Below are 23,612 nucleotides of genomic sequence, written 5' to 3'. Positions count from 1 at the left end.
GAAAAATTTCCCCTTTCATAATTATTGTATGAAGAGTTTGCAGTAAATAGTAAAATTTTAAAAAATAATTTATCAATTATTCTGCAAATAACACACATTGATAAACTGTCGGCTTTTATGAAGAGGTTTTTAATACGCAATTGAAAAGCCGGCCTTCTTCTGCTATACTCCTTGACAATGGCAAGACAAAGTTATGGGACAACGCCCTGGGGTGCATGGTTTTTGGAGATGCTCAAGGCCTACGACGATTCGGGGAGATTGTCTCGCGGGAAGACTTATGCAAATACCGGAAAGGTAAATTCTCTTGTAGTAAACGGACAAACGGCGGGAGCAAAGGTTAAGGGGAACTATGTTCCTTGGTACCATGTATATTTTAAATTTCCGCCTCTTTCAAAAACAAATGAAAATGCAATCCGCTCAATCTTAGAAAAGCATCCTATTGAGCTCGCAGGCCTCCGAGCCGGAATTATGAGCCCTGCCCTAATCGAAGCCTTAAAGAAAAAGAAGGTTAGGCTCATTCCTGCCCGTTGGAATTTAATCGAAAGGGACTGCACCTGCCCCGATTCGGGAGATCCTTGTAAGCACATGGCAGCCGTTCTTTTTTTGCTTGCCAAAGAAATAGACCATGACCCCCGCCTCTTGTTTAAACTTGCGGGTTTCGATCTCGATTCGGTAAACATACCCGAAGGTGCCGCTTCCAAAAATGCTGGTCCTGAAAAGGAGAGAAACTTTACCCTCCTCCAAGAGCATCCCGTTCCTTTAAGTCTCCGCAAAAATGAAACTTTAACTGAGGCAAGCCTCACTTCAGACTCATCTGGCAACAGGGAAGCTGCGTCTCCTCCCGAATTAACAGCACCTTTAAAATTCAGCCTTGGAGAATCCTATCTTCCGCTTATAAGCGGCATCCTTCCGCCTGAACCCAATTTTACATCGAGCGATTTTATAATAAAACTTACGGAATTTTATCACAAGGCGGTTTTAAATTACGGGCTTAACTTTTATAGTCAAGAAAAGCAAGGCGAAAAAGAAAAATCGGTAAACCCTTTTTTGTTTGCAAGGGTAAAAATAAACATCGACAATATCCGAAAACAAAAAAGAATCTTTCCGCTTGAGCCTAAAAGCCCTCTAACGGTAAGCATAAAATTAGGCGAAAACCAAGAGATAAATCAAACCCTTTTGCAGGCTCAAAATTTTTATAAAACAAGAAGCAGTTTAAACGAGATGAGCCCCTCGGTCAAAATTCTTTTTTCTCTCTTTGCCATTGCGGGAAAACTCATCCAAAGCTCGGCACTTATACCTGCCGTATTTACCGAAAACAAAAAACTTTTTATCTTTTGGAAAAGCCTTTCTGCCTCTTCCGAAATAAAGGCCGACATTCTTAAATTTGCAGCTTCCCTCACAAAGGACTTTTTTCTTCCGGTCGAAAAATGGGGAAGGCTCTACTGTGCCGAACTTTTACTTACAGCCCTTTTAACCGAGTATGCGGCATCTTTAAAATTTTTCCCGAGTAAGTCCTATACCAAGGATAAAGAAATAGACTCTCTCTTTTTTTCAAATGAAGGAATCGATATAAGCGTTCCCGGCAAGCGGAATTTGGATACGGTAATTTACTCTTGGCTTTCGGTTTTAAATTACAGCAATTGCGGCTATGAATACCGCCTGACTTTGGACTCACTAAAAGAAGACGAGTTCTTTTTGCTTTCCGCCCTTGTGCGCAAGGCTAAAGAAAACTCCGGTGAAAGCACATCCTTTGAAAGCGATGCATCTTCCTTTTCTCTCGAAGCGGAAGCTCCATTTACCGAGTTAAATATCGCAGCAAAGAGGAGCAAAAACCCCGACGATATTTTGCGCTTTCCGGCAAGCCTTTCGGCCTACTTACCGGCTCTTTCGATTCTTGCGGTCAAAAAAAATATTATGCTCTCACGCGAAGAAGCAGGCCTCTTTTTGCAAAGGGCGGCCAAACTTTTGCAGCGGTTCGGAATCGACATAGTTTTACCTAAAAGCCTAAAAAACGTTTTGACCCCCAAGCCCGTCATAAGCGTAAAATCCGTAAAGGGAGCGGGAAACGTAGTTTCGTTTTTAAACCTTGATGACGTTCTTTCCTATGACCGGGCCGTAATGCTTGGAGACACCGTAATAGACATAGACGAATTTAAAAAGCTCTTTTTAAATAAATCGGGCTTGGTAAAATTTAATGATCAGTTCCTTTTGCTCGACCCCGAAGAAGTTGCCAAAATGTTAAAGGCATTTGAAAAACCGGCAGACATGAGGGAAGCCCTTCAAGCGGTTCTTTCGGGGAATGCAGTCTGCTCCAAACCGGCCGCAGAAATTATCGACGGCATTTTCAGGCAAGATGACATTCCCGTTCCTCAAAACTTAAATGCGGAATTGCGGCCCTATCAGGAAAAGGGGTTCCGCTGGCTTTATGCAAATATCAAAAGCGGCTTCGGCTGTCTTTTGGCCGATGACATGGGCTTGGGCAAAACCGTACAAATTATAAGCCTGATACTGGCCTTTAAAAATTCAAAAGAAGCAGAGGAGCCTTTTTTGGTTATAGCTCCTGCAAGCCTTCTTTCAAACTGGGAACACGAAATAGCCAAATTTGCTCCCTCCCTTAAAGTCGCCGTTTATCACGGAGCAAGGCGCAAGTTCAATACCGAAGCCGACGTAATAATAAGCACCTACCAGACGATGCAAAAAGATATAGAAAAATTAAAGGATAAAAAAGTTTTTTGTATTATTTTGGATGAGGCTCAGGCTATAAAAAATTCGGGAACAAAGAAGGCCCATGCAGTAAAGGCAATTCAGGCGAAGGGCAGAATCGCTCTTACCGGCACCCCTGTCGAAAACAACCTTGAAGATATGCGCTCCATATTCGACTTTTTTCTCCCCGGCTATCTGGGCTCGGCTGACGAGTTTCGAAAAAAATGGCGCATTCCGATTGAGCTTCACAATTCCGAAATCGAAGCAGACGATTTAAAGAAAATCACTTCACCCTTTTTGCTCCGCCGCCTAAAAACCGATCCCAAGGTTATCTCCGACTTACCCGACAAGATAATTACAAATCAATATTGCAATCTGACGCCTGAGCAGCTGGCAATTTACGAGAACCTTGTAGAAACGGAATTGCACAAGGTGATGGGAGCCGAAACTAAGATTGAAAGGCAGGCCTATGTCCTAAAACTTTTAACGGCCCTAAAACAGGTATGCAATCATCCGAGGGCCTATGACAAGGAAACTCCGAGCGAGATGAAACATTCCGGGAAGGTTACCGCCCTCATCGAGCTTTTAAGCGAGATAATTTCTTCAGGCGAAAAGGCAATTATTTTCAGCCAATATGTAGGCACTCTCGACATTTTAAAAACCGTTATTCAAAAAGAATTGGGAACCGAGGCCCTTTTGCTTCACGGCCAAATGCCCGCCTCAAAACGCAAAAAAGCTGTTGAGGTTTTTCAAACGGATCCTGCATACCGTATCTTTTTAATTTCGCTTAAGGCGGGAGGAACAGGCCTTAACCTGACTGCAGCTAACAGGGTAATTCACTTTGACCTTTGGTACAATCCTGCAGTTGAAGATCAGGCCACAGACCGGGCCTTTAGAATCGGGCAGACTAAAAACGTATTCGTGCACCGCTTTATCTGCTCCGGCACCTTTGAAGAAAAAGTTGATGAGATGATTCAAAAAAAACGGGAAATAAGCGGCATGAGTATTTCTTCAGGCGAAACTTGGATTTCAAAATTAAGCAATGAAGAACTTGCAGGCCTTTTTAAGAAATAGCCGGCTGCAAATTCCGCAACATTGAATAATACCCTGTCTTATGTTATAATCATCTTTGAGGGGGTTAGCATGTATTTTTTTATAAATGATTACAGCGAAGGCTGTCACCCAAAAATTCTTAAAACACTAACTGAAACAAATGAAGAACAAACTATCGGCTACGGCTGTGACGAATATTGCGCAGAAGCGGCAGACCTTATCTTAAAAGAACTCGATGCACCTCAAAGCAAGGTTTACTTTTTTTCGGGAGGAACTCAAACTAATTTAACAATGATAGCTGCTTCTCTCCGTCCTCATCAAGGGGTAATAGCAGCCGATACAGGCCATATAAATGTGCATGAATCGGGAGCCATAGAAGCCTGCGGACATAAGGTTCTCACCATTGAATCGGCAAACGGAAAAATAACGGCGGAGCAGGCTGAAGCCCTCATAAGAGCTCACTATGATGACCCCACAGCCGAGCATATGGTTCAGCCCGGGATGATTTATATTTCAAATCCTACCGAACTGGGTACCATTTATTCGAAAAAAGAATTGCACGATCTAAAATTTGTCTCACAAAAATATTCCGTATCTCTCTATGTTGACGGAGCCCGCCTCGGAACAGCCCTTACTGCGGACAATAACGATTTAAGTCTTGCGGACATGGCAAGGTATACGGATGCCTTTTATATAGGCGGAACAAAGATGGGCGCTCTTTTCGGTGAAGCTCTTATAATAAATAATCCGGCCCTTCAAAAAGACTTTAGATATATACAAAAACAAAAGGGCGGCCTTTTTGCAAAGGGCAGGCTTTTAGGCCTCCAGTTTAAAGCGCTTTTTACGGATAATCTTTATTTCGAAATCGGAAAAATGATGAACGAAACGGCAAAGATGATCCGTAAAGGATTTTCAGACCGAGGCTTTTCTTTTTTTATGGAAAGCGAAACAAATCAGAGCTTCCCCATAATCGAAAACAGTCTTTTAGATAAAATAGAAAAAGAATTCAAATGCGAATTTTGGACAAAAATTTCTGAAAACCAAACAGCGGTGCGCTTTTGTACCTCTTGGGCTACAACAAAAGAAGCCGTAAAAAAACTCTTTGAATACTTGGACGAAATAAATCGCAAAAGCCCCCAAGGATAGACATTTGCCGTTTCCCTATTGAATTCTTTCCCTTTATCCTGTACAATCCCTTATTATCAGACTATTATTAAAGCAAGGAGAATTGCATGGCTGTCATAAATGTTACAAGCGAAATAGGAAAACTAAAGAAGGTGCTTTTGCACCGCCCCGGGAAAGAACTTTTAAACCTTACACCGGATACACTTGATGAACTTTTATTTGACGATATCCCCTTTTTAAAGGTTGCCCAAAAAGAGCACGATGCCTTTGCCGATATTCTTGCCGAAAACGGAGTTGAAGTTGTTTATCTTGAAGACTTGGCAGCTGATGCTCTTTCTCAAAGTACCGAAATACGTGAAAAATTTATAAAACAGTATATCCGAGAAGCTGATGTATATTCAGAATATCATCAAGAAATGTTGTATGATTTTTTTGATGCAATCAAGAATCCGAAAGAGCTTATCTTAAAAACAATGGAAGGAGTAAACGTAAAGGAAATACCTTTAAAAAACACGCACTCGCTTTCGCACTATGTGTTGGATTCGGGTTCTATGATAATAAACCCCATGCCTAACCTGTACTTTACACGCGACCCCTTTGCATGTATAGGAAACGGAGTCAGCTTAAACAAGATGTACTCCGTAACCCGATGCCGCGAAACCATTTACGGGGAATACATATTTAATCATCACCCCGAATATGCAGGCAAAGTAGATAAATTTTACAACCGCTATGACGCCCCCAGCATTGAAGGCGGAGACATATTGAATATCGGTAAAGAAGTTTTGGCTATAGGGCTTTCACAGAGGACATCGGCCAACGCCATAGATTCTATCGCAAATAATATTTTTTACAATTCTGATTCTCCAATAAAAACCATTCTCGCCTTTCAGATTCCTGCAATCAGGGCCTTTATGCACTTGGATACGGTATTTACTCAAATCGACTTCGATAAGTTTACCATTCACCCCGGAATTTTAGGCCCCCTAAGAGTCTTTGAAATTACAAAAGGAGCCAAGAAGGGAGAACTTAACGTAAAGCAGATTGATTCTACTTTAGAAAAAATTCTTGAAAAATACACCGGCGCCGGAAAGATTGAGCTCATCCAATGCGCCGGAGGAGATAAGATTGCAGCCGAACGCGAACAGTGGAACGACGGCTCAAACACCCTCTGCATAAACCCCGGTACAATAGTCGTTTACGAAAGAAACGATGTTACAAACGAAATCTTAAACAAGAAGGGCTTAAAAGTCCTCGAAATGCCCTGCGGCGAACTTTCCCGAGGCCGCGGCGGCCCCCGCTGCATGAGTATGCCCTTATTGAGAGAGGATATACGCTAGCTTTACATAAAGATTAAAACTTATAGTCTATACCGCTTTGCTTCATAATGGCATTAGCGGTATGCCGTGATTTTATTTTTGAGTCAACGGTAAAACGGCAATCGCTTATTGGACTATACCAAATGTCATGGTCACCCTTGCCGTGTCTTACAAAACTGCATCCGTTTTTACGCAAGATTTCTCTCACAATTTTTTCATACTGAGCCATTACGCGTACATCCGTTCGGATTTTTCGGCACAAAAGTGCAATGTGGTTTGATCATGGGGAAGCTGATTATTTTCTTGGAGGAGCTCAGGCACGGCATATCGTACCCTCTCCATGAGGGCATCGATCGAACCGCTTTCAAGCACAAGCCCTCTCACATCATCACTTGTTGCTATCCATACTCCGGCTTCGTTATCCCAGTTTATTTTAATGACATATTCCATAACTATAAGTTTATCATAGGCCGGATATTTTTACAAGTATAAACTATTTTACGGCAAATATTCGGGTAAGATATTTTTTAGAGAATTAAAGAGGTTTATTTTTAATTTGTAAGAGCCGCCTGTCAGCCTGTCAAGTCTTGAGCGGGCTGTTTTGCGGGCGGAGTTTTCTTGAAAGCTGCAGGTACAGGTTGAGCAGATATAGCCGGCCTGCTCCGCATGGCGGATAATCATGGAAAGGTCTGCAAGGCAGAGAGGCCTTATCATGGTAACCGGATATTTTTCGAATTTTAGGACAGGGGGCATTGTAGACAAAATTCCCTTTTCCAAGGAATTCATCAAAAGGGTTTCCAAAATGTCATCCAAGTGATGGCCCAAGGCTATCTTATTAAAGCCGGACTCCATGGCAAATTTATTCAACTCTGTTCGTCTTTGGGTCGAACACCACCAGCAATTCATCTTTTCGTTGGGTTTTAATCTTCCCAAAACCGAAACGGTTTTTACGGTGAGGGGAATATTCCAACTTTCAAACATCTTTATAAGTTCAGGAGAAAACGGAGGCGTTACATCGGTTGCAATGTGCATAGCGTGAACTTCAAAATGCGGAAACGGACGCTTTAAGCGCATCGAAAAATATTCAGCCAAGGCCGTAGAGTCCTTTCCGCCTGAAGCAGCAAGCAAAATACGGTCTCCTTCTTCTATCATCTTATAATCAAAAACAGCCCTGTCGATTGTTCTAAAAAGTTTGGGATTTGCCATGAGATTGAGAATAATATTTTTTTAAAAAAAAGACAATGGCTTTTGTTTTACTGTGCTGCCTGCCGATAATGAAAGAGAGGTGTTGTATGAATTTTGATGCGGATATTAAAGACTTCGAAAACTTAAGCGAAAATGAATTAAAAGAAAAACTTAAAAAACTTTTTAACGAGGTCTACGGACAAACTGAAGACGAAATTGTTTTAACGGCTTCTCCTTTAAGCCTCACTCTCATGGGAGAAGAACTGGACTATAACGGCGGGATCGTTTTAACAGTATGCTCCGATAAATATCTTTACACGGCGCTCCGCAAAAATAATTCCGATAAAATCTCATTGATTGATTTGGTTCTGCAAAAACGGTTTGACGGCAGTCTTAATCAAGAAAAGAATATTGCCGATGAAGTTTTTTCTGAAAGCTCCGTATTCGATATTGTTCTTTTAAGCGTAAAAAAAATCAATGAAGCCTTTGGAGGCGTTTTAGGCGGATTTGATATAATGGTTTTCGATAAAATACGCCTCGAAACAAGTCAGTCAGCTCTTCCAAGTTTTGAAACCGGGCTTTGCCTGGATCTTTTATCCGCATTTAAATTAAAAGAAAATTTTATGGATCTCATAAAATTATGTTTGGAGGCAGAGCATGAGGTTTTAAACACAAAGAGGGGGCTTTCAAATCAGGCAGCCTTGTTTTCCTGTAAGCGGAATGAGTTTTGCTTTTTTAACTCGAACGATTTATCGGTTTCAACCCTGCCTTTAAATTTGGGAGAATATAGAATCATAGTAATCGGTACGCCTCCGAATAAGGAGTCTTATAGAGCCCAATCCAATATCCGCTATATGGAGTGCGAAGAAGGCTTGCATATTCTACAAAAAAAATTAGATTTGGATCACTTGTGCGAAATAACGGAAGCCGATTATACCTACTATCAGCCGAGTTTTTTGGATAAAACAATTCTTAGACGGGTAAAACACTGCATTACCGAAAACGCAAGAACGGCTAAGACCGTAAAAGCTTTAGAAAAGGGAGACATGGATCTTTTAGGCAAACTTCTTTGCGAATCTCATATTTCGATGAGGGATGATTTTGAACTTATGAGTACCGAACAAAATATTCTTTTTGAAACCGCAATTATACAAAGCGGCTGCCGCGGAGCAAAACTTATCGGAAACACTGAAGGCTGTTATGTTTTTGCCTTAGTAAAAAATGAAGTTTTGGATGAATTTTATCTTGAGGTTCACAAAAGGTATTTTGAAAAAACAGGAAACAGTCCTAAGTTTTTTGAATGTAAGAGTTCCGGCGGAGCCCGCATTCTATAAAATAAAAAGAGGTGTTTTAGTGAGTCTAAAAGCTCATTAAACACCTCTTTTTTGCATCATTGACTAAAGCGGCTTAAACGCCTCTTTCGCTCATTATAACTTTTATTTCTTCTTCGTTGATTCCGACCATGGCTGAGCCTAAGTTTTCGGATACTTCTGCCAAAACAGCAGGATTGTCGTAATTCTTTACGGCCTTTACAATGGCAGCAGCTCTTTTTGCAGGATCGCCCGATTTAAAAATTCCGCTTCCGACAAAAACGCCGTCAGCACCGAGGTGAACCATCAAGGCCGCATCTGCAGGAGTTGCAACTCCGCCTGCCGAAAAGTTAGGAACAGGAAGCTTACCGTGCTTATGCACGTATTCTACAAGAGCATAAGGAACTTGGAAATTCTTAGCCGCAACATAGAGTTCATCTTCTCTTAAAGTTGTCAGCTGTCTCATCTCGCTTTGAATTTGGCGCATGTGTTTTACGGCCTGAATAACATCGCCTGTTCCGGCCTCACCCTTTGTGCGGATCATCTTTGCACCTTCTTGAATTCTTCGCAAGGCTTCTCCCAAATTGCGGGCACCGCAGACAAAAGGTACCTTAAATTTATTTTTATCGACATGATAAACCTCGTCTGCCGGGGACAGTACTTCGGACTCATCAATAAAATCTATACCGATCGCTTCCAAAATTGAAGCTTCTACAAAGTGACCGATTCTCACCTTTGCCATAACGGGAATTTTTACAGCCTTTATGATTTCTTTAATCATCTTAGGATCGCTCATTCTTGAGACTCCGCCTGCCGCCCTTATATCGGCCGGAATTCTTTCGAGGGCCATGACTGCAACAGCCCCCGCATTTTCTGCAATCTTTGCTTGTTCGGGGTTGGTTACGTCCATAATGACGCCGCCCCTCAGTTTATCTAAAATATCCACAAAAACCTCCATAAATCTTTTAGGACAGGCTCAATTATATCGCAAACCGGTGATAATTTAAAGGGGGCAATACCTCTTACATTTTATAACCTCAAATTCACCCCATCTTCTTAGGTTGACATTTTTTTACATCTTTTGTATAGTTTTTTGGATGCTTTTATTTTAGGAGCTTTTTATGAAAAGATTTTTATCGATACTTTTTTTTGCATTTATATTCATGACTTATCTATCCGCTCAAGATTATTATACGGACGATTTTAAGGATTTTACCTTTGAGATGCCTGACGGCTGGGAGACAACAAATTATCCCGGGCTGAAATATAAGATAATATGCGGCGACTCGGTAAAAGGCTATAACCAAAATATGATTTTTATTTCAGAAGAGATTTCGGCTTCAATAGATGAGGTTGTTGAAGAGTACATAACCGGTAAAGAAGATACTGCCGGCCTTATATCCGGCTCTAAAATAATATCACACGGTAAATTTGAAAATAATTATAATATAGAATCCCGAAAATTGATTATGGAAGTTTCTGATGAAAAAAATATTCTAAAACAATACTTTTATCTATTTAGACACAATAATATACTTTACATATGCGCCGCAACCCTCCCCGATGATACGAATGCAGAAATTGTCGAAATGCTTGATGCTTCTATGAAAACATTTCAAATTTTCAATAAAAAGGAAGAAGAATAATTTAGTTTTACATCATGGGAAAAAAAATAAATAAGGCTAAACTTGTTTTTGTTCTCTTTATAATAAGTCTTTGGATAATTGCAATATTAAAATTATATCCGATAATCAAAGACCTTAAAGGAGTGCACGGCAGTACAAACAAACATGATGTAAGCGTAAAGGCAAAACCAAAAAAAGAAAACACAAAAGAAGAGATTTTTTTTAAAAAATATGCCGAAAGTTTATATTCGGAATATTATGACATTCTAAACGTTTCCGTCTATGATTATATTCCTGAAGATGAAGATTGCGGTTCAAATGAAAAATTCTATTTTGTGGCGATCGAAAAAAGATTAAAGTTTAATTCGGTTTATCAGCTTCCATTCGTTGCCGGAATGAAAAAAGCTGTTGAGAATTTTAAAAACAACAAAAAGGCTTTAAATCAATACAATAAAAGAACAACCGAGTTAAAAAAATACATAGGAAAGAAACAAATTGAAAACAATATTTTCAAAATAACATTTACCGAAAATGATAATTTTGAAAATATAAAAATTGAGATAGCGACCTATCACACAAAAATAGATGCTTTTTCGCTAAAGCCGCCCGAACCCGATGTAATGATGCAATACGGTTTTGATTTTATAAAAAGACACATTAAAACAAATTCAAAAAAAATCGATTACAATAATTCAGCTGCTGTAAACTATGCAAATAAATACTCATCAAACCCTTTGAATATGTCTAGTGATATATCCGTATGGAATGATGACTACAACACCTATGAAAACGATTGCGCAAATTATGTTTCTCAGTGTATTTATGCCGGCGGTATTCGGTTATCGGGCTCTTGGTATCCTGACAGCCTCATCTGGATTAGAACAGGAAGCCCCCGTTACGCCAGCAGCGGCATAACTACTTATATGCAAAAAAAGAATTTGTTTTATTCAACAAACTACTCATCCATAAGCGAGGGAGGCTTTATCTGTCTTATAAAAGAATCCCATGTCGTTTTTGTAACATCCAATGACAGTATTACCATCTTATTTAACGGTCACACAAATGACCGCAAGCTGGTTTCCTTCCCTCACCTTAACGAATCTGAAGCAATTTATTTAAGTCCGAATAATTAATCTTATATCTTAAATTTCTTGACTTCTTCAGACAAGGCATCAATTCTGTATTTATTTTGTTTGGTTATCTCGTTTACTTCCTGAACCGCATTGTTTATTTGAATTGAACCCATAACCATTTCATTCATACTGTCCGTTATTATTCGGGTTAAACTATCCAATCTATTCATCTCTTCTGCAACTTGTTCGCCGCCTGTGAACATATCTTCAGAACTTCCTTTTACGGCTTCAGTTATGTCGTTTATGTTCTTTATCGCGGCCAATACTTCATTGCTTCCGGCTTCTTGCTCCTGCATTGCCGCTACAATTAACTCTTCTTGCTGTGCAATTTCTTTTACAAGATCATATACCTCCACAAACATTTTTTCGGCTCCGGCACCTGCTACGGTTAAGTTTTCAATTATTCGGGTTGATTCTTTTATAACCTCGCCTATTTGTTTACCCTGCATATTTGATTCTTCTGCAAGTTTGCGTATTTCATCGGCAACAACAGCAAAGCCTTTTCCGCTTTCCCCGGCATGTGCTGCTTCAATAGCCGCATTCATGGCTAAAAGGTTTGTCTGGCTTGCTATGTTTTGAATAATTTGGCTTGCTTCAAGAAGAGAAGCCGACTGTTCCGAAATCTGTGCTACTACGGAATTTGCTTCTGCAGCACCTTCCTTTCCTTTTTTTGTTTGTTCGTATACGGTTTTTATAAGATCGTTATTTTTTCCTAAGGTCGATGCAACCGAAGTAATGTTCGCCGTCATTTCTTCAATAGCAGAAGATGATTGAGCAATATTCGTTGCCTGATTTTCGATGTTTTCGTTTAAGCGTTGAATAGACATTATTATGTTGTTTACCGTTCCTGACGTTTTCTTTACACTTGAGGCTTGAGTCAGGGCTTGTTGTTTTACACTTTCGATATTGGCGCTTATTTCATTTATTGAGCTGGCGGTTTGAGCCATACTTGTCGCAAGTTCTTCACCTATGGATTGCATTTCCTGAGTGTTGGATGAAACCGATTTCAAAGACAAGGCCAGTTTTTCGATTGTCTGATTAAAATACATCGCTATATCGCTTATTTCATCTTTTCCGCTAACAGGTAAAGACGCCCGTAAATCTCCGTCACCGTCAGCTATATTCCTTAAAGCTTTTGATGTTCTTTCCAAAGGTTTACTTATTCGGCTTACAAGAATCAGTGTGGTTATAAGCAGTATCAGAAGACAAAGGCTAAATACCCATAAAGATATAACAAATACTTTTTGAGTTTCATTTTCAAATTGTACCGCAAAAAGCTGCTTATCTTTGTCTATTGTATCTATGTAACATCCCGTACCTATCCACATATCGGTATTTTTTATTCTCATAGCAGTACCGAGTTTCGGAAAAACCTGACCGGCCGGAGCATCCGGTTTTGACCAATAAAATTCTAAAAACACCGTATTATTCTCGGCAATGGCATCCAATTCTCTAACGATGTACTGTGTCTTTTGCGGGTTTTGTAAATCCCATAGGCTGGTACCTTCCAGATTCTTGTTGGAACCGTGAATTCTGCAGAGTCCTGTTCCATTTTGATAGGCATAATAATAGCCGTCTTCTCCAAAGCGCAGATTTCGAACTATCTTTGCAGACAAGGCAAGTTTTTCTTCTTCCCCAATATCCGTTCTGGCATAAATATTTTCTATAAGCGAGACAGCTACTTCCGTAGCGGACTTCATCTCCTTTTTAAACTTGTCATATAATAGTCTTGTTTCAACTGTTTCAAAAAAACTATTGTAAGACTTTTTGGACAGATTTAAAATGACAATTATGGTGATAAGCATAAAAAGAGCTATACATAGTAAGGGGGCAAATATTTTAAAAGCGACCTTATTAAAGATTGTTTTTTGCGAAGGCTGTATTTTGTTTTTCATACTCACCTAAATCTACTACTTTTTATGATTTGTGTCAATTACCGCTAAAAACTCAATTTTTTGCTTCTTTAAGAGGAAGTATTTTAATATATCTTATCAAGTCATTATCCATTTCATGGATAACGAATTTATACTCCCCTATGTCGGCTTCAAGCCCCAGATGAGGCGAGCGCCCCTGCTGTTTAAGATAGTTAAACAAATAACCGGCAACGGTGTTTCCGTATGCTTCATCAAAGTCCGAGTCCAGCCTGTGATTTATTTCGTGAATACTAGTGCCGCCGTTTACTATATAGTCGCACTCGTTTCCTGCACCGTATTCTCCGCCTTCATTTAGGTATTTTTTTACGGCAAACAAGACTGCGATAGCAACAACCCCCAATAAGGCATCGAACATACTGCCGTGGTCGGCAATAATTTTTCGTGCAATGGTATAAAGAACAACTTCAAGAGCACTGCCCGGTGTATGCTTTATAAGCATGTTTACAAATTCAAGACCGATTACAAGAGAAAATATTAAAGACAAGAATTCCGAAAATGAAGGAATTTTCTTACTGTAAATAAATGCATAAACCATTTCTTTTAAATCAAAAAAGATTTCAATAGAAAGAATTAAAATTCCGATAAGCATTGCAAAGGACAGAACAATTTCAACTCGTCCCGCCAATCTTGCGGCTCTGCGTCTTAGGTTTTGCTGATGAAAAAAAGCTCTTATTTTTTGCATAATCGATCTCCTTACCTGATAAAAAGAAAGCAGCCCGAAAAGGAGGAGAAAGGGCTGCCTGTGAATAGAATAATAGTGTGTATCTTCTGTGTGTGAAAGTAATATACTCGAATTTAAAATAAATGTCAATACTTATTAAGAAAAAATATATGTTTTTTTTGATATTTTTTTGCATATTATGCGGTTTATTAACATATTATACCAAAAACACCGTATTAAATCTGAAAAAACTCATTTATCTTGAATATTGTGCCTATATAAGATATACTTGTATCATTACGGAGGGAAACATGAGTATTCATATAGCTGCAAAAAAGGGAGAAATTGCCGATAAGATTCTTTTACCGGGCGATCCTCTTCGAGCCGAATTTGTTGCAAACAATTTTTTGGAAAATCCTCAATGCTATAACAAGGTAAGGGGAATGTTGGGCTTTACGGGAACCTACAAGGGCGTAAAGGTATCAGTTCAAGGTACGGGAATGGGACAGCCCTCGCTTTCAATATATGTAAATGAGCTGTTCAGCGAGTACGGGGTACAAAGAGCTATCCGCATCGGGACAGCCGGAGCCTTACAAAAGGACATAGGCTTGAGGGACGTAGTTTTGGCTATGTCGGCCTCTACCGATTCCGGAATCAATACGCACCGCTTTAGAGGCTGCTACTATGCCCCCACTGCCGATTGGTCTTTGCTGAAAAACGCCTATGACCATGCCCAAAAGATGGGCATAAATCCGCTGATAGGTTCGATTGCAAGCTCAGATGTTTTTTATGATGATCTTGAAACATGGAAAATGTGGGCTGCTTACGGAGCTTTAGCTGTGGAGATGGAAGCTGCTGAGCTTTATACCCTTGCGGCTAAGTACAAAAGACAAGCTCTTGCAGTTCTTACTATTTCGGATAATGTTGTAACGCACGAGCAGACAAGTGCCGAGGAGCGGCAAACTACCTTTAAAACCATGATGGAAATTGCCCTGGAGGCAATAATAGCTTAACCGCTCTAAAACTTTAAACTGCGACTACCTCGGTAACTTCGGGGAACATGTCCTTAAGCTGTTCTTCAACGCCCATCTTGAGCGTGTAAATAGCCATAGGACATGAGCCGCAGGCTCCCTTTAACTTAACATAAACCTTTCCGTTTTCATCAACAGAATCAAGCTCTATATCTCCGCCGTCAGCCTGTAAATAAGGTCTGACCAAGTCTATGCCTTTTTCAATTTCTTCTTTGACCAACATAATGACCTCCGCTATTTTATAAATACTTTACAAAATATACAAAAAATATAGAGAGAAAGCAAGCATAGTTAAAACTCGTACCCGATGCTTATCTTAATAAAATGATTATTTTGGTATCGGCCTAATTTACCGGTTTTTTTGCCGCCGAAAAAGCCTAAACCAAGGTCAAAGTCGATTGTGCCTATCAGCCATGAAAGTTCGGGATTTATAAAAAAATCGGCATCTTCTATTCCGACAAGAGCATTGAGTTTCCATTCGAGGGAGCCTCGTACCAAGGTTTGGGAAAGAGAGAAAAGCAGCCGGGTATCTGTGACAGACCTTCCGTTTTCCGTGTCAAGGCTGAGCTTGTTCTGATTTATTCCCGAATTTAAAAGCCTTATAGTTTCGGCTGCTTGAAGTCTCAAGTTTATATTTTTAGGAAGAGCATATAAAAGCCCCAAATTCCATGCAATATACGGATTATATATATCGGGATTGTTTCCTTTTAAATCGTTGCTTATATTTGCGGCAAATTCTGCTTGTACCGTAAACTGCCCGAACATTGCTTCATAATCGAGACCTATTTGATGATATCGGTTGTATATAAGCTCTGCGCTTTCAAAGACTTGTTTAAACTCGGCTTCGGTGAAATCTGAAGGCGTATGATCCGATTTAAAATTAGGCTTATGTAAAAAACCGGTAAAATACTGAAAACCTAGGTCATGTTTACCGCCGATGTTGAACGTATAGCGCAAGCCTCCTTGAGCATAATCAATTGTATCAGTTTTTTTTGCTTTATGCATTGCCGCATTCTGCACTGAAGCCGGAAGGTCTTGTATAAGATTTGCGAAAGTATTTTTTTGCCATCTTCCGTTAAGAGCAAATTCATCGGCTTCAAAAACCGGAAGATATACAAACTCAAGCTTCATATCTTTAGGAAGATAGGCCGAAAGAAAAAACACAGGCGCCGATTTTTTTATCTTTTCGGGATAAAACTCATAAGGGAGACTGAAGTCTTTGGGATTCACTGTATCCAACACACTAAAAAAATGAGCTTTTCCCCAATTTATTTTTTTGATTCCGCCGCCGAAAACTACAGGCCCTGTAAGAGCCTGCACATAGGCCTCATCAATCCACCGGGGAAAAAGAGGTTTGGGAAAGAATTCGGCCGGTTCACCCATCCCCACAGAGAGGGTTTTACCGTTTAGGTTTACAGAGGCATAGGCTTCTGCAAGGGGAGACCTTGCTTCTAAATGAAGACGGCCCCAAAGCGGAAAGGGAAACTTATAGCTTTCAGGTTTTTTGAGAGTCTCAAAAAAAACTTCCGTTCCGGCATAAAAGGCCCCTCCGAAATCTATGCTGAATACGCCTGATTCGGCTCCGTCTTCTTCATCGTCAAAGCCGAAATCTCCTAAATCACTGTCTTCACCAAAAATAAATACACTTGCGGAAAGGATAAAAATTAACGTAAAAAAAAATTTTTTCATTTTACTTATTTTTTACCTGTCTCCAAGTACTTTTGCGTAAAAATATAATCGGGTATTTTCATACCGTATTCTATTCTTTTTATGCTAATAATGGTAGAAGTATTTGCTTTTACGGTGGAAAGTTTTGTCTTATGGGCTGTCATTATTCCGTTTATTTCTTTATAATCATAAAATTCAAGAACCTTTACAAGCTGAGAACCTTGGTAAAATTCGGCCTTGAGTAGAAGATTTTTATCCTTCGTAATCCGCATTATAGTTTTAGAATAAGAATAGTTTTTATCTTTCGGTGTAGATTCGATAAGATAAACGGGTTTGCCGTCATATTCTTCTTCACTCAAAATTTTAAAGTTATCAAGCTTTGTATCCCTTTCCATAAAAGAAATATCGTTATTTGAAAAGTCTGATCCCATAAAAGGTTCATCGGCACTTCCTTGGGCCGATATCTTTTGTACCTTCTTTGTTTGGGCCAAATACATCCTCTGGTCAGTTGAACCGTCAGCTCTTTCCAACATTAAAAATCTGGAGCCCTTATATGAAGGCGGATTTTTTATCTCGACAAGCATCCTTTGTAAACCTTTTTTGTCCAAAGAAGAATATTGCCGAATTTCCAATGTTGAAAGGGTTTTTCCGCCCGACTGCATATCCAAACTTGATTCCGAGCCAAGCGATGATGCCGTATTTTTTGTTTTTGTTTTAGCTGCGATTTCTTCGGCACTTTGCGAAAAAATTAATCCGCAAACTCCAAAAATAAAAATCAAACTCAATGTAAATTTTTTCATACCTTATACCTCCGTATTTTCTTTTTCGTCATTAAAAGGATATTCGCTTTTTAATTCCTTTACATCTACAGGTAAAAGTTTTCTTATAAACTTTGGTTTCACTAAATTTAATAAAACGGGCAGAATAGTCAAGCTGCCGAGGGAGCTGGTTATCATTATAAGGGCAATTAAAAAACCCAGTTCTGCAAGCATATTAAATTTTGACAACATTAAGACTGCAAATCCGGCACCGACCGAAACGGCATTAAACAAGATGGCTTTTCCCGAACCCAAAAAGGTTAAATATAAAAACTGTCCGCTGCCCTTTGTTTTAAGAAAGCACTTATGATAGGCGGCTAAAAGATGGATTGTATAATCTACACCTATTCCGATTGCGAAACTTGCAACCATTGCTGTTCCTATGTTGAGTTTTATTCCCAGCCGGCCCATTATTCCGAAGTTAATCAAAATGGAAAGGGCTAGAGGAATAATTCCGAAAAGTCCTGCAAAGGCTGATCTATAATAGATTGAAAGAATTAAAAATACTATGAGAAGGGAAACTCCTACAGAAATAAGTTGAGATTCAACTACCAGTTTGTTTAAGGTTTTTTCGACCAAAACAAAGCCTCCGGTTTCGGCGATTACATCCTTGGGGAATTTAAGGCTCACAAATTCGTTAATTTCTTCCAATACTCTGTCTGTGTCTTGCTGTCCGACAGTGCGGAGCTGAATGTTCACTTTTAGTGTCTTGGGATCGGTATTATTATCCAAAAAGCCTTCAGTGTTTTTCCCTAAAAGTATTAGGTAGTTTCCCATTAAGGCAGATAAGTCTTCTTGAGTATTTTTTCCGTATTTTTTTGGATCGGAAGGAATCTCATAGTAAGCCAGGCCTTTGTAATTTACCCTCTTTCCGAATTCGTAAACAAGGCTTTCGGCAGAAATATGTTTTTTTGTTCTTTCTCCGGCCGCTTCATTCAGCATTTCCATAATTTCTTCTTGAGTATATTGCTTTTTCTTTGCAAAATCCGTTGCCGCAGGAAGACTCCCGCCTTCGCCTAATTCCATTTCAAAATTTCCAAAGTCGTCAAAACTCCCAAAATCGTCTACGGCATCTTCTTCCGCTCCAGCTTCAGAAGGTCTTATTCCTTCAGGAGATTCATCAGCATTATAAACCTGATTTAAGCGCTTAATTAAAGGAACAATGGAAGTTACTTTTCCGACATCATCAACCTCTTCCTCCAAAAAAAGAGACAGATTATCAATCGATTTTAAAATATCGGGACGTAAAACGCTTGAGCCGTCCTCGGTCTTAATCACCATTTCCAGCAGCTTTGATCCGCCGAATTGTTTACGCATAAAAACATCGGATTGAATTACTGCCACATCTTCATCAAAGTATTCCATTAAAACGTTGTCTATAACAAGCTGTTTTACGCCAAGAATCGAAAGAACAACTATAAGGCAGGTAAAAAGAATTACCGAGCGGTAATGTTCCGCGATGAGTATAAAGGTGGTTGCTATACCTCGATCCAGTCTGTTGGTATTGTCTTTTTTGTCGGCCCAACGCATTGACGGCTTTTTGGGCCCTCTTAGTATCAATATGCTTGGAATCAGCGTTATGGATATCAAAAAGGCGGCCGCCACACCGAAGCTGGCAAAGATACCGAATTCGAAAATAGGTATAACGGAGGTAAAACAAAAAGAAACAAAGCCTGCAAAGGTTGTAAGAGAAGCTAAAAAGACCGGTCTTATAACCTCGCTTAAGGCCTTGATAACCTGACCTTTATGTTCTTCCTTTGAGATGGAATTATCTTGCACTACCTCATCATAATAGTGATTGATAACATGTATACCGTAGGCTGAACCGACAGCGATTAAAATAATCGGTAAAATTGTAGAAAGAATCGATAATGGAACATTAAAAAGAGCCATGGCTCCGAGAGCCCATATTACCGAAGTTATAACCGTCAAAAGAGGTAAAAATACTCCCGTAAATCTTTTAAAAGACAGGAAGAGGACTCCAACAACCACAATGATAACCAGAGGAACCAAAAAGCTCAAATCATGAGCGGTTGCCTCATTTACTATTTCGTTAAAAATAGGAGCGCCGGTTAGATAAATTTTGGAATCGGGAAAATTCCAGTTCTGAGTTAGTTTCATAATTTTGCGGCAGGCCGCAATAGTTTCGGGAGAACCGCTTTCTTCATTTGTTATATTAAGAAAAACAAGGATTTGGGTTGCATGTAAGTCTTCAGAAACAAGGCTCCTGTCATACATATCCCAACTTCGCAGTTTGCGTTCGACCGCTTTTATTTCTTCTTCCGTACCCGAAAAATCGGCAGGTATAATCGGTTCACTTACAATCCCTTCCTCGCCTATATCTATGTGAGTTGTGTCGGTTATCAAGACCGTGTTTTTTACCAAATCAATTTCTTTTAAACTTTTATCGAGCTTTCTGATCTCATCTAAAAATTCTTTATCGACAATGGTAGAAAAATGACGTTCAATTCCTATTAAAATTGGAACATCTTCCCCAAAAATATCCGCAATCTTTTTTGCACTTATGCGGGATGGATCATTTTTAGGGATAAAGCGGAAGTTATTATTATCAAAATTAAGCCTTATTATCTGAAGTCCGAAAAATAAAGTGATTGCAAGAATCGTTATAAGCATTGTTATGGGATGTTTATAAAAGTTTTTTGTTGAAAATATATGCTTTGTTTCTTTTTTCATAAAGGCACTCCCGATTATCGCTCATTTAATTATATAATTGCATCCTCTTTTTGTCAAGCAAGAGTGAATTTCCTTTCCGGACCAAGTTTGAGGAGCAAAACTGAACAGTGAAAAAAGCTAGACAAGTTCAAATGTCCTTCATCCTTTTAAAGATTTTCTGGAATGTGTTTTAGACATTCCGCCTGAGACCATCGCAGGCTTGGAACTTCTGTAAGCATTATTAAATATTGAAAAATTTTTAATCAAATGTTATTATTATACAAAGGTTAATGATAAAACTAATGAAAAAAGAAATGACAAATAGATATGTTACCGAACGAATATGATAAATATTGAACTAGTTGAATTTAACACTGAGGGGTGGGAGCCCTGTTATATAAATTGGCAAGATATTGAAACACAAAAAGGCTTTAACTTTATTCCGGCATGGAATTCGATAGATGAATATATCGAAATATTTAAAGTCAAAGACTATTTGTTAAATTGCCTGATTCTCGATAACGATTCAAAAAAATATGCCGGGCACATAACTATTTCAAACAAAGATAAACCGGATATCGCAATTTGGATATTTAAAGAATTTAGAAACAGAGGCTATGCAAAAAAAGCTTTAAAAAAAGCAATAAACTTATTTCGAAAAACCAATAAATCCTCGCTCTACGCCGGCATATATAATGACAATTTTGCATCAAAAAAAGTTTTTAAATCATTGGGCTTTACCGAAATCGAAAATGATGAAGAAGAAACAAACGTTTTTACGGGTGAATCAACATATCAGATAATATTCAAAAGTTTATCTTAATTGTAGAGAATATAAATTTGCTTTCCTATCGACTTTTTCTTATTTTTTGTGTATTATAGTAAGATATAAATGGAGAATCGATAAACAGTTCGGCAGGAATACAGCCTCACTGTTTATCTTCGAGTTTTGTGCAAAGCACAAAACATCGTAATTATTTTATGCGGTTTATAAATAAACCGCTTGAAAAAACTTTTTTCGGAAATTGATATTTCCTGCAAAAACTTTTTATTGGAGAATGTATGAGTAAAAATAACGACGATAAAAACCAAAACGATCCCTTTAATTTTTTTAACTTCGGGCCGGATTCCGACGGAGATGATAAAAAGTCTCCCAAAAAGCCTTTTTTTTCTTTATGGCTTTTAGCGCCCCTTATAGTTGTCATTTTTATCTTAATTAATCAGTTGATGATCCTAAATAGTTCGGCTCTGATTCCCTTTTCGGAATTTAAAGATAGAATCACTTCAGGACAGATAAAAAAAGTCGTTTTAGGCCCCATTTACTTTACAGGCTATACCAGCATTCAGGATGAAGAGCCCTCAAATACTTCCCTTTTTTCATTTTTATCGATTCAAAAAAATACCGATGAGTACACGACGGTCGGTATTTACACCTCGGAATTTCTACAACTTTTAGATGATCACCATGTAGTTTACCATGTAAAACCAAAGGAAAGAAGCTATCTTATCGAGCTCCTTTTGCAATGGGTAATTCCTTTCCTTTTAATATTCCTTGTTTGGCGCGCCATTATGAGGCGGATGACCAAGGGCATGGGAGGTTTGGGCGGAAGTATTTTTTCTCCCGGGCAGGCTCGAAGTGCCGCTATAGACGAGGGAAAGGTCGAAACCCGCTTTAAGGATGTTGCAGGTGTAGATGAGGCCAAAGAAGAATTAATGGAAGTTGTAGACTTCTTAAAATATCCGCAAAAATATACCGAAATAGGCGGAAAGATTCCGCGGGGCGTTCTTTTGGTAGGCCCTCCCGGAACGGGAAAGACCCTTCTTGCACGGGCAGTCGCAGGGGAAGCCGGAGTTCCCTTTTTTAGAATAAGCGGTTCCGACTTTGTTGAAATGTTTGTCGGCGTAGGAGCTTCCCGTGTGCGCGATCTTTTTAGGCAGGCCCGCGAAAAGGCTCCCTGTATTATCTTTATAGACGAATTGGATGCAATCGGAAAGTCGCGCCATAATTCTTACAGTTCAAACGACGAGAGAGAGCAGACCCTCAATCAACTCTTGGTTGAGATGGACGGCTTTGACAATAAGACCGGCTTGATTCTTTTAGCCGCCACCAACCGCCCCGATGTTTTGGATCCGGCTCTTTTGCGTCCCGGCCGCTTTGACAGGCAGGTTGTAGTTGACCGCCCCGATGTTAAGGGAAGGGAGCAGATTCTTAAACTCCATGCAGAAAATGTAAAGCTGGATGCTTCGGCTGACCTTGCTTCGATAGCCCGCATTACGGCAGGCTGTTCTGGTGCAGACCTTGCAAATATCATAAACGAAGCCGCTCTTTTGGCTGTTAGAGGCAAAAGAAAAACAGTCATAATGACCGACTTGGATGAGGCTGTAGAAAAGGCTATGATAGGCTTACAGAAAAAATCCCGAGTAATCCGCGAAGAAGAAAGAAAGGTAATCGCCTATCACGAAACAGGCCATGCCATTGTGGGCAGCTTTACCGAGGGTGCAGACAAGGTTCATAAGGTTACGATTGTTCCGCGGGGAACTTCAACCTTGGGCTATACCTTCCATATTCCTGAAGACGATAAGCACATTGTCACCGAAAAGCAGCTTTTGGCCGAAATAGATGTTCTTTTAGGAGGACGGGCTGCCGAGCAGGTAAAATTCAATATGGTTTCTACCGGAGCGGCAAACGATTTAACCCGTGCAACCGACATTGCCCGAAGTATTATTACCGACTACGGTATGAGCTCCAAGTTTAAAAATGTCGCTTTAAGCAAGAGGGGCGCCGGCTATCTCGGAGACAATGAACCGCAGTTAGTCCGGGAATATGCCGAAACAACCCAGCAGTACATTGACGAAGAAATCGCAAAGATAATCAATACCCGCTATGAGGTTGTTCTAAAAATGCTGAACGACAAAAAGCATCTTTTAGAGAAGATAGCAACAACTCTTTTAGAAAAAGAAACCATAGAAAACGAAGAGTTTGATGCGATAATCGCAGAAGAAAAGACGCCTCAGCTTTTTGATAAAGAAGAAACGGAAAATGTAGAAACCGCTTCTGTCGGCTTGTAAATATAATAGAAAAATGATATGTTAATTCCATACGGATGCTTATTTTATATGGGAGGTTTATATGACTAGATGGGGAGCTTTTGCACTCGGTGTTGCTGCAGGCGGAGCTGCTGTTCTTTTGGCTCGAAATGCGGGCTTTAAAAAGGCTTGTGCCAAGGTAATCGGAGCAGGCTTAAAATTAAAAGATGAGGCAGCTGCCTTTGTAGAAACCGTAAAAGAAGACGCTCAAGATATAATGGCAGAAGCCGCTTATAATAACGAATCCGCTTCTACGGCAAAGTAGCCTGATTTTCTTAAAGATAAAT

At 39.5% G+C, this 23,612-nt stretch carries 20 protein-coding genes; 10 read left to right on the top strand and 10 right to left on the bottom strand.

All coding sequences use genetic code 11. The features are described 5' to 3' along the window. The first annotated feature begins 177 nt into the window (after positions 1-177). The 3 genes from E4O01_RS14400 to arcA all read left to right on the top strand — a co-directional run bounded on the left by E4O01_RS14400 (position 178) and on the right by arcA (position 6,221). Positions 178-3,777, top strand: coding sequence for a DEAD/DEAH box helicase (locus tag E4O01_RS14400; protein WP_253692989.1), 3,600 nt, complete (start codon positions 178-180; stop codon positions 3,775-3,777). Positions 3,778-3,846: 69 nt separating this feature from the next. Continuing rightward, positions 3,847-4,902 carry a threonine aldolase family protein gene (locus E4O01_RS14395; protein ID WP_253692988.1) on the top strand — a complete coding sequence of 352 codons (1,056 nt, stop codon included), beginning with the start codon at positions 3,847-3,849 and terminating at the stop codon, positions 4,900-4,902. Positions 4,903-4,988: 86 nt separating this feature from the next. After that, the gene (gene arcA, locus E4O01_RS14390; RefSeq protein ID WP_253692987.1) at positions 4,989-6,221 is read left to right on the top strand and encodes an arginine deiminase; all 1,233 of its coding nucleotides are present in this window, start codon (positions 4,989-4,991) and stop codon (positions 6,219-6,221) included. 13 nt (positions 6,222-6,234) lie between these two features. On the opposite strand, the gene E4O01_RS14385 is transcribed toward arcA, so the two are convergent. The 3 genes from E4O01_RS14385 to E4O01_RS14375 are packed head-to-tail and all read right to left on the bottom strand — an operon-like array spanning position 6,235 to position 7,406. Continuing rightward, on the bottom strand, positions 6,235-6,429 hold the full coding sequence (locus E4O01_RS14385) for a type II toxin-antitoxin system HicA family toxin (RefSeq protein ID WP_253692986.1): 195 nt from the start codon (positions 6,427-6,429) through the stop codon (positions 6,235-6,237). Further along, entirely contained in the window at positions 6,429-6,650 is a 222-nt protein-coding gene (locus tag E4O01_RS14380; RefSeq protein ID WP_253677538.1) for a DUF1902 domain-containing protein, read from the bottom strand. The genes E4O01_RS14385 and E4O01_RS14380 overlap by 1 nt, the downstream gene beginning before the upstream one ends. Before the next feature lie 48 nt (positions 6,651-6,698). Further along, positions 6,699-7,406 carry a tRNA 2-thiocytidine biosynthesis TtcA family protein gene (locus tag E4O01_RS14375; RefSeq protein ID WP_253692985.1) on the bottom strand — a complete coding sequence of 236 codons (708 nt, stop codon included), beginning with the start codon at positions 7,404-7,406 and terminating at the stop codon, positions 6,699-6,701. A gap of 86 nt (positions 7,407-7,492) precedes the next feature. On the opposite strand from E4O01_RS14375, the gene E4O01_RS14370 reads away from it, so the two are divergent. Further along, positions 7,493-8,719 carry a galactokinase gene (locus E4O01_RS14370; RefSeq protein WP_253692984.1) on the top strand — a complete coding sequence of 409 codons (1,227 nt, stop codon included), beginning with the start codon at positions 7,493-7,495 and terminating at the stop codon, positions 8,717-8,719. A gap of 73 nt (positions 8,720-8,792) precedes the next feature. Here the strand turns inward: E4O01_RS14370 and pdxS are convergent, their stop codons facing one another. After that, the gene (gene pdxS, locus E4O01_RS14365) at positions 8,793-9,653 is read right to left on the bottom strand and encodes a pyridoxal 5'-phosphate synthase lyase subunit PdxS (RefSeq protein ID WP_253692983.1); all 861 of its coding nucleotides are present in this window, start codon (positions 9,651-9,653) and stop codon (positions 8,793-8,795) included. A gap of 163 nt (positions 9,654-9,816) precedes the next feature. Here pdxS and E4O01_RS14360 point away from each other — a divergent pair, with 163 nt between their 5' ends. Then, the gene (locus tag E4O01_RS14360; RefSeq protein ID WP_253692982.1) at positions 9,817-10,341 is read left to right on the top strand and encodes a hypothetical protein; all 525 of its coding nucleotides are present in this window, start codon (positions 9,817-9,819) and stop codon (positions 10,339-10,341) included. A 14-nt stretch (positions 10,342-10,355) separates the two neighbouring features. After that, entirely contained in the window at positions 10,356-11,453 is a 1,098-nt protein-coding gene (locus tag E4O01_RS14355; RefSeq protein ID WP_253692981.1) for an amidase domain-containing protein, read from the top strand. Positions 11,454-11,455: 2 nt separating this feature from the next. On the opposite strand, the gene E4O01_RS14350 is transcribed toward E4O01_RS14355, so the two are convergent. Both E4O01_RS14350 and E4O01_RS14345 read right to left on the bottom strand, forming a co-directional pair. Continuing rightward, entirely contained in the window at positions 11,456-13,348 is a 1,893-nt protein-coding gene (locus E4O01_RS14350) for a methyl-accepting chemotaxis protein (protein WP_253692980.1), read from the bottom strand. 52 nt (positions 13,349-13,400) lie between these two features. After that, a complete protein-coding gene (locus E4O01_RS14345) occupies positions 13,401-14,069 on the bottom strand; it encodes an HlyC/CorC family transporter associated domain-containing protein (protein WP_253692979.1) in 669 nt (222 codons plus the stop codon). Positions 14,070-14,359: 290 nt separating this feature from the next. Between E4O01_RS14345 and deoD the strand changes: the two genes are divergently transcribed. After that, positions 14,360-15,061, top strand: coding sequence for a purine-nucleoside phosphorylase (gene deoD, locus E4O01_RS14340; protein ID WP_253692978.1), 702 nt, complete (start codon positions 14,360-14,362; stop codon positions 15,059-15,061). 13 nt (positions 15,062-15,074) lie between these two features. Here the strand turns inward: deoD and E4O01_RS14335 are convergent, their stop codons facing one another. The 4 genes from E4O01_RS14335 to E4O01_RS14320 all read right to left on the bottom strand — a co-directional run bounded on the left by E4O01_RS14335 (position 15,075) and on the right by E4O01_RS14320 (position 20,259). After that, the gene (locus E4O01_RS14335; protein ID WP_253692977.1) at positions 15,075-15,302 is read right to left on the bottom strand and encodes a NifU family protein; all 228 of its coding nucleotides are present in this window, start codon (positions 15,300-15,302) and stop codon (positions 15,075-15,077) included. A gap of 68 nt (positions 15,303-15,370) precedes the next feature. After that, positions 15,371-16,768 carry a hypothetical protein gene (locus tag E4O01_RS14330; protein ID WP_253692976.1) on the bottom strand — a complete coding sequence of 466 codons (1,398 nt, stop codon included), beginning with the start codon at positions 16,766-16,768 and terminating at the stop codon, positions 15,371-15,373. Between the two features lie 5 nt (positions 16,769-16,773). Then, positions 16,774-17,547, bottom strand: a complete 774-nt coding sequence (locus tag E4O01_RS14325; RefSeq protein WP_253692975.1) for an outer membrane lipoprotein-sorting protein — start codon at positions 17,545-17,547, stop codon at positions 16,774-16,776. A gap of 3 nt (positions 17,548-17,550) precedes the next feature. Beyond that, the gene (locus tag E4O01_RS14320; protein WP_253692974.1) at positions 17,551-20,259 is read right to left on the bottom strand and encodes an efflux RND transporter permease subunit; all 2,709 of its coding nucleotides are present in this window, start codon (positions 20,257-20,259) and stop codon (positions 17,551-17,553) included. Positions 20,260-20,581: 322 nt separating this feature from the next. Here E4O01_RS14320 and E4O01_RS14315 point away from each other — a divergent pair, with 322 nt between their 5' ends. The 3 genes from E4O01_RS14315 to E4O01_RS14305 all read left to right on the top strand — a co-directional run bounded on the left by E4O01_RS14315 (position 20,582) and on the right by E4O01_RS14305 (position 23,590). After that, the gene (locus tag E4O01_RS14315; RefSeq protein WP_253692973.1) at positions 20,582-21,061 is read left to right on the top strand and encodes a GNAT family N-acetyltransferase; all 480 of its coding nucleotides are present in this window, start codon (positions 20,582-20,584) and stop codon (positions 21,059-21,061) included. Positions 21,062-21,300: 239 nt separating this feature from the next. After that, on the top strand, positions 21,301-23,307 hold the full coding sequence (ftsH, locus tag E4O01_RS14310) for an ATP-dependent zinc metalloprotease FtsH (RefSeq protein WP_253692972.1): 2,007 nt from the start codon (positions 21,301-21,303) through the stop codon (positions 23,305-23,307). 61 nt (positions 23,308-23,368) lie between these two features. Next, the gene (locus E4O01_RS14305) at positions 23,369-23,590 is read left to right on the top strand and encodes a DUF6110 family protein (RefSeq protein ID WP_253692971.1); all 222 of its coding nucleotides are present in this window, start codon (positions 23,369-23,371) and stop codon (positions 23,588-23,590) included. Positions 23,591-23,612 lie beyond the last annotated feature (22 nt).

It is taken from the genome of Treponema sp. OMZ 790, from assembly GCF_024181285.1.
GTDB lineage: Bacteria > Spirochaetota > Spirochaetia > Treponematales > Treponemataceae > Treponema_B.
This window is presented reverse-complemented; position numbering and strand designations above follow the sequence as displayed.

Coding starts and splice junctions, on each gene's coding strand:
- E4O01_RS14335 (WP_253692977.1), bottom strand. CDS start 15,302: ATGTTGGTCAAAGAAGAAATTGAAAAAGGCATAGACTTGGTCAGACCT.
- ftsH (WP_253692972.1), top strand. CDS start 21,301: ATGAGTAAAAATAACGACGATAAAAACCAAAACGATCCCTTTAATTTT.
- E4O01_RS14330 (WP_253692976.1), bottom strand. CDS start 16,768: ATGAAAAAATTTTTTTTTACGTTAATTTTTATCCTTTCCGCAAGTGTA.
- E4O01_RS14375 (WP_253692985.1), bottom strand. CDS start 7,406: ATGGCAAATCCCAAACTTTTTAGAACAATCGACAGGGCTGTTTTTGAT.
- E4O01_RS14355 (WP_253692981.1), top strand. CDS start 10,356: ATGGGAAAAAAAATAAATAAGGCTAAACTTGTTTTTGTTCTCTTTATA.
- E4O01_RS14305 (WP_253692971.1), top strand. CDS start 23,369: ATGACTAGATGGGGAGCTTTTGCACTCGGTGTTGCTGCAGGCGGAGCT.
- E4O01_RS14400 (WP_253692989.1), top strand. CDS start 178: ATGGCAAGACAAAGTTATGGGACAACGCCCTGGGGTGCATGGTTTTTG.
- E4O01_RS14345 (WP_253692979.1), bottom strand. CDS start 14,069: ATGCAAAAAATAAGAGCTTTTTTTCATCAGCAAAACCTAAGACGCAGA.
- E4O01_RS14325 (WP_253692975.1), bottom strand. CDS start 17,547: ATGAAAAAATTTACATTGAGTTTGATTTTTATTTTTGGAGTTTGCGGA.
- E4O01_RS14350 (WP_253692980.1), bottom strand. CDS start 13,348: ATGAAAAACAAAATACAGCCTTCGCAAAAAACAATCTTTAATAAGGTC.
- E4O01_RS14385 (WP_253692986.1), bottom strand. CDS start 6,429: ATGGCTCAGTATGAAAAAATTGTGAGAGAAATCTTGCGTAAAAACGGA.
- E4O01_RS14320 (WP_253692974.1), bottom strand. CDS start 20,259: ATGAAAAAAGAAACAAAGCATATATTTTCAACAAAAAACTTTTATAAA.
- E4O01_RS14315 (WP_253692973.1), top strand. CDS start 20,582: ATGATAAATATTGAACTAGTTGAATTTAACACTGAGGGGTGGGAGCCC.
- E4O01_RS14380 (WP_253677538.1), bottom strand. CDS start 6,650: ATGGAATATGTCATTAAAATAAACTGGGATAACGAAGCCGGAGTATGG.
- arcA (WP_253692987.1), top strand. CDS start 4,989: ATGGCTGTCATAAATGTTACAAGCGAAATAGGAAAACTAAAGAAGGTG.
- deoD (WP_253692978.1), top strand. CDS start 14,360: ATGAGTATTCATATAGCTGCAAAAAAGGGAGAAATTGCCGATAAGATT.
- E4O01_RS14360 (WP_253692982.1), top strand. CDS start 9,817: ATGAAAAGATTTTTATCGATACTTTTTTTTGCATTTATATTCATGACT.
- E4O01_RS14370 (WP_253692984.1), top strand. CDS start 7,493: ATGAATTTTGATGCGGATATTAAAGACTTCGAAAACTTAAGCGAAAAT.
- E4O01_RS14395 (WP_253692988.1), top strand. CDS start 3,847: ATGTATTTTTTTATAAATGATTACAGCGAAGGCTGTCACCCAAAAATT.
- pdxS (WP_253692983.1), bottom strand. CDS start 9,653: ATGGAGGTTTTTGTGGATATTTTAGATAAACTGAGGGGCGGCGTCATT.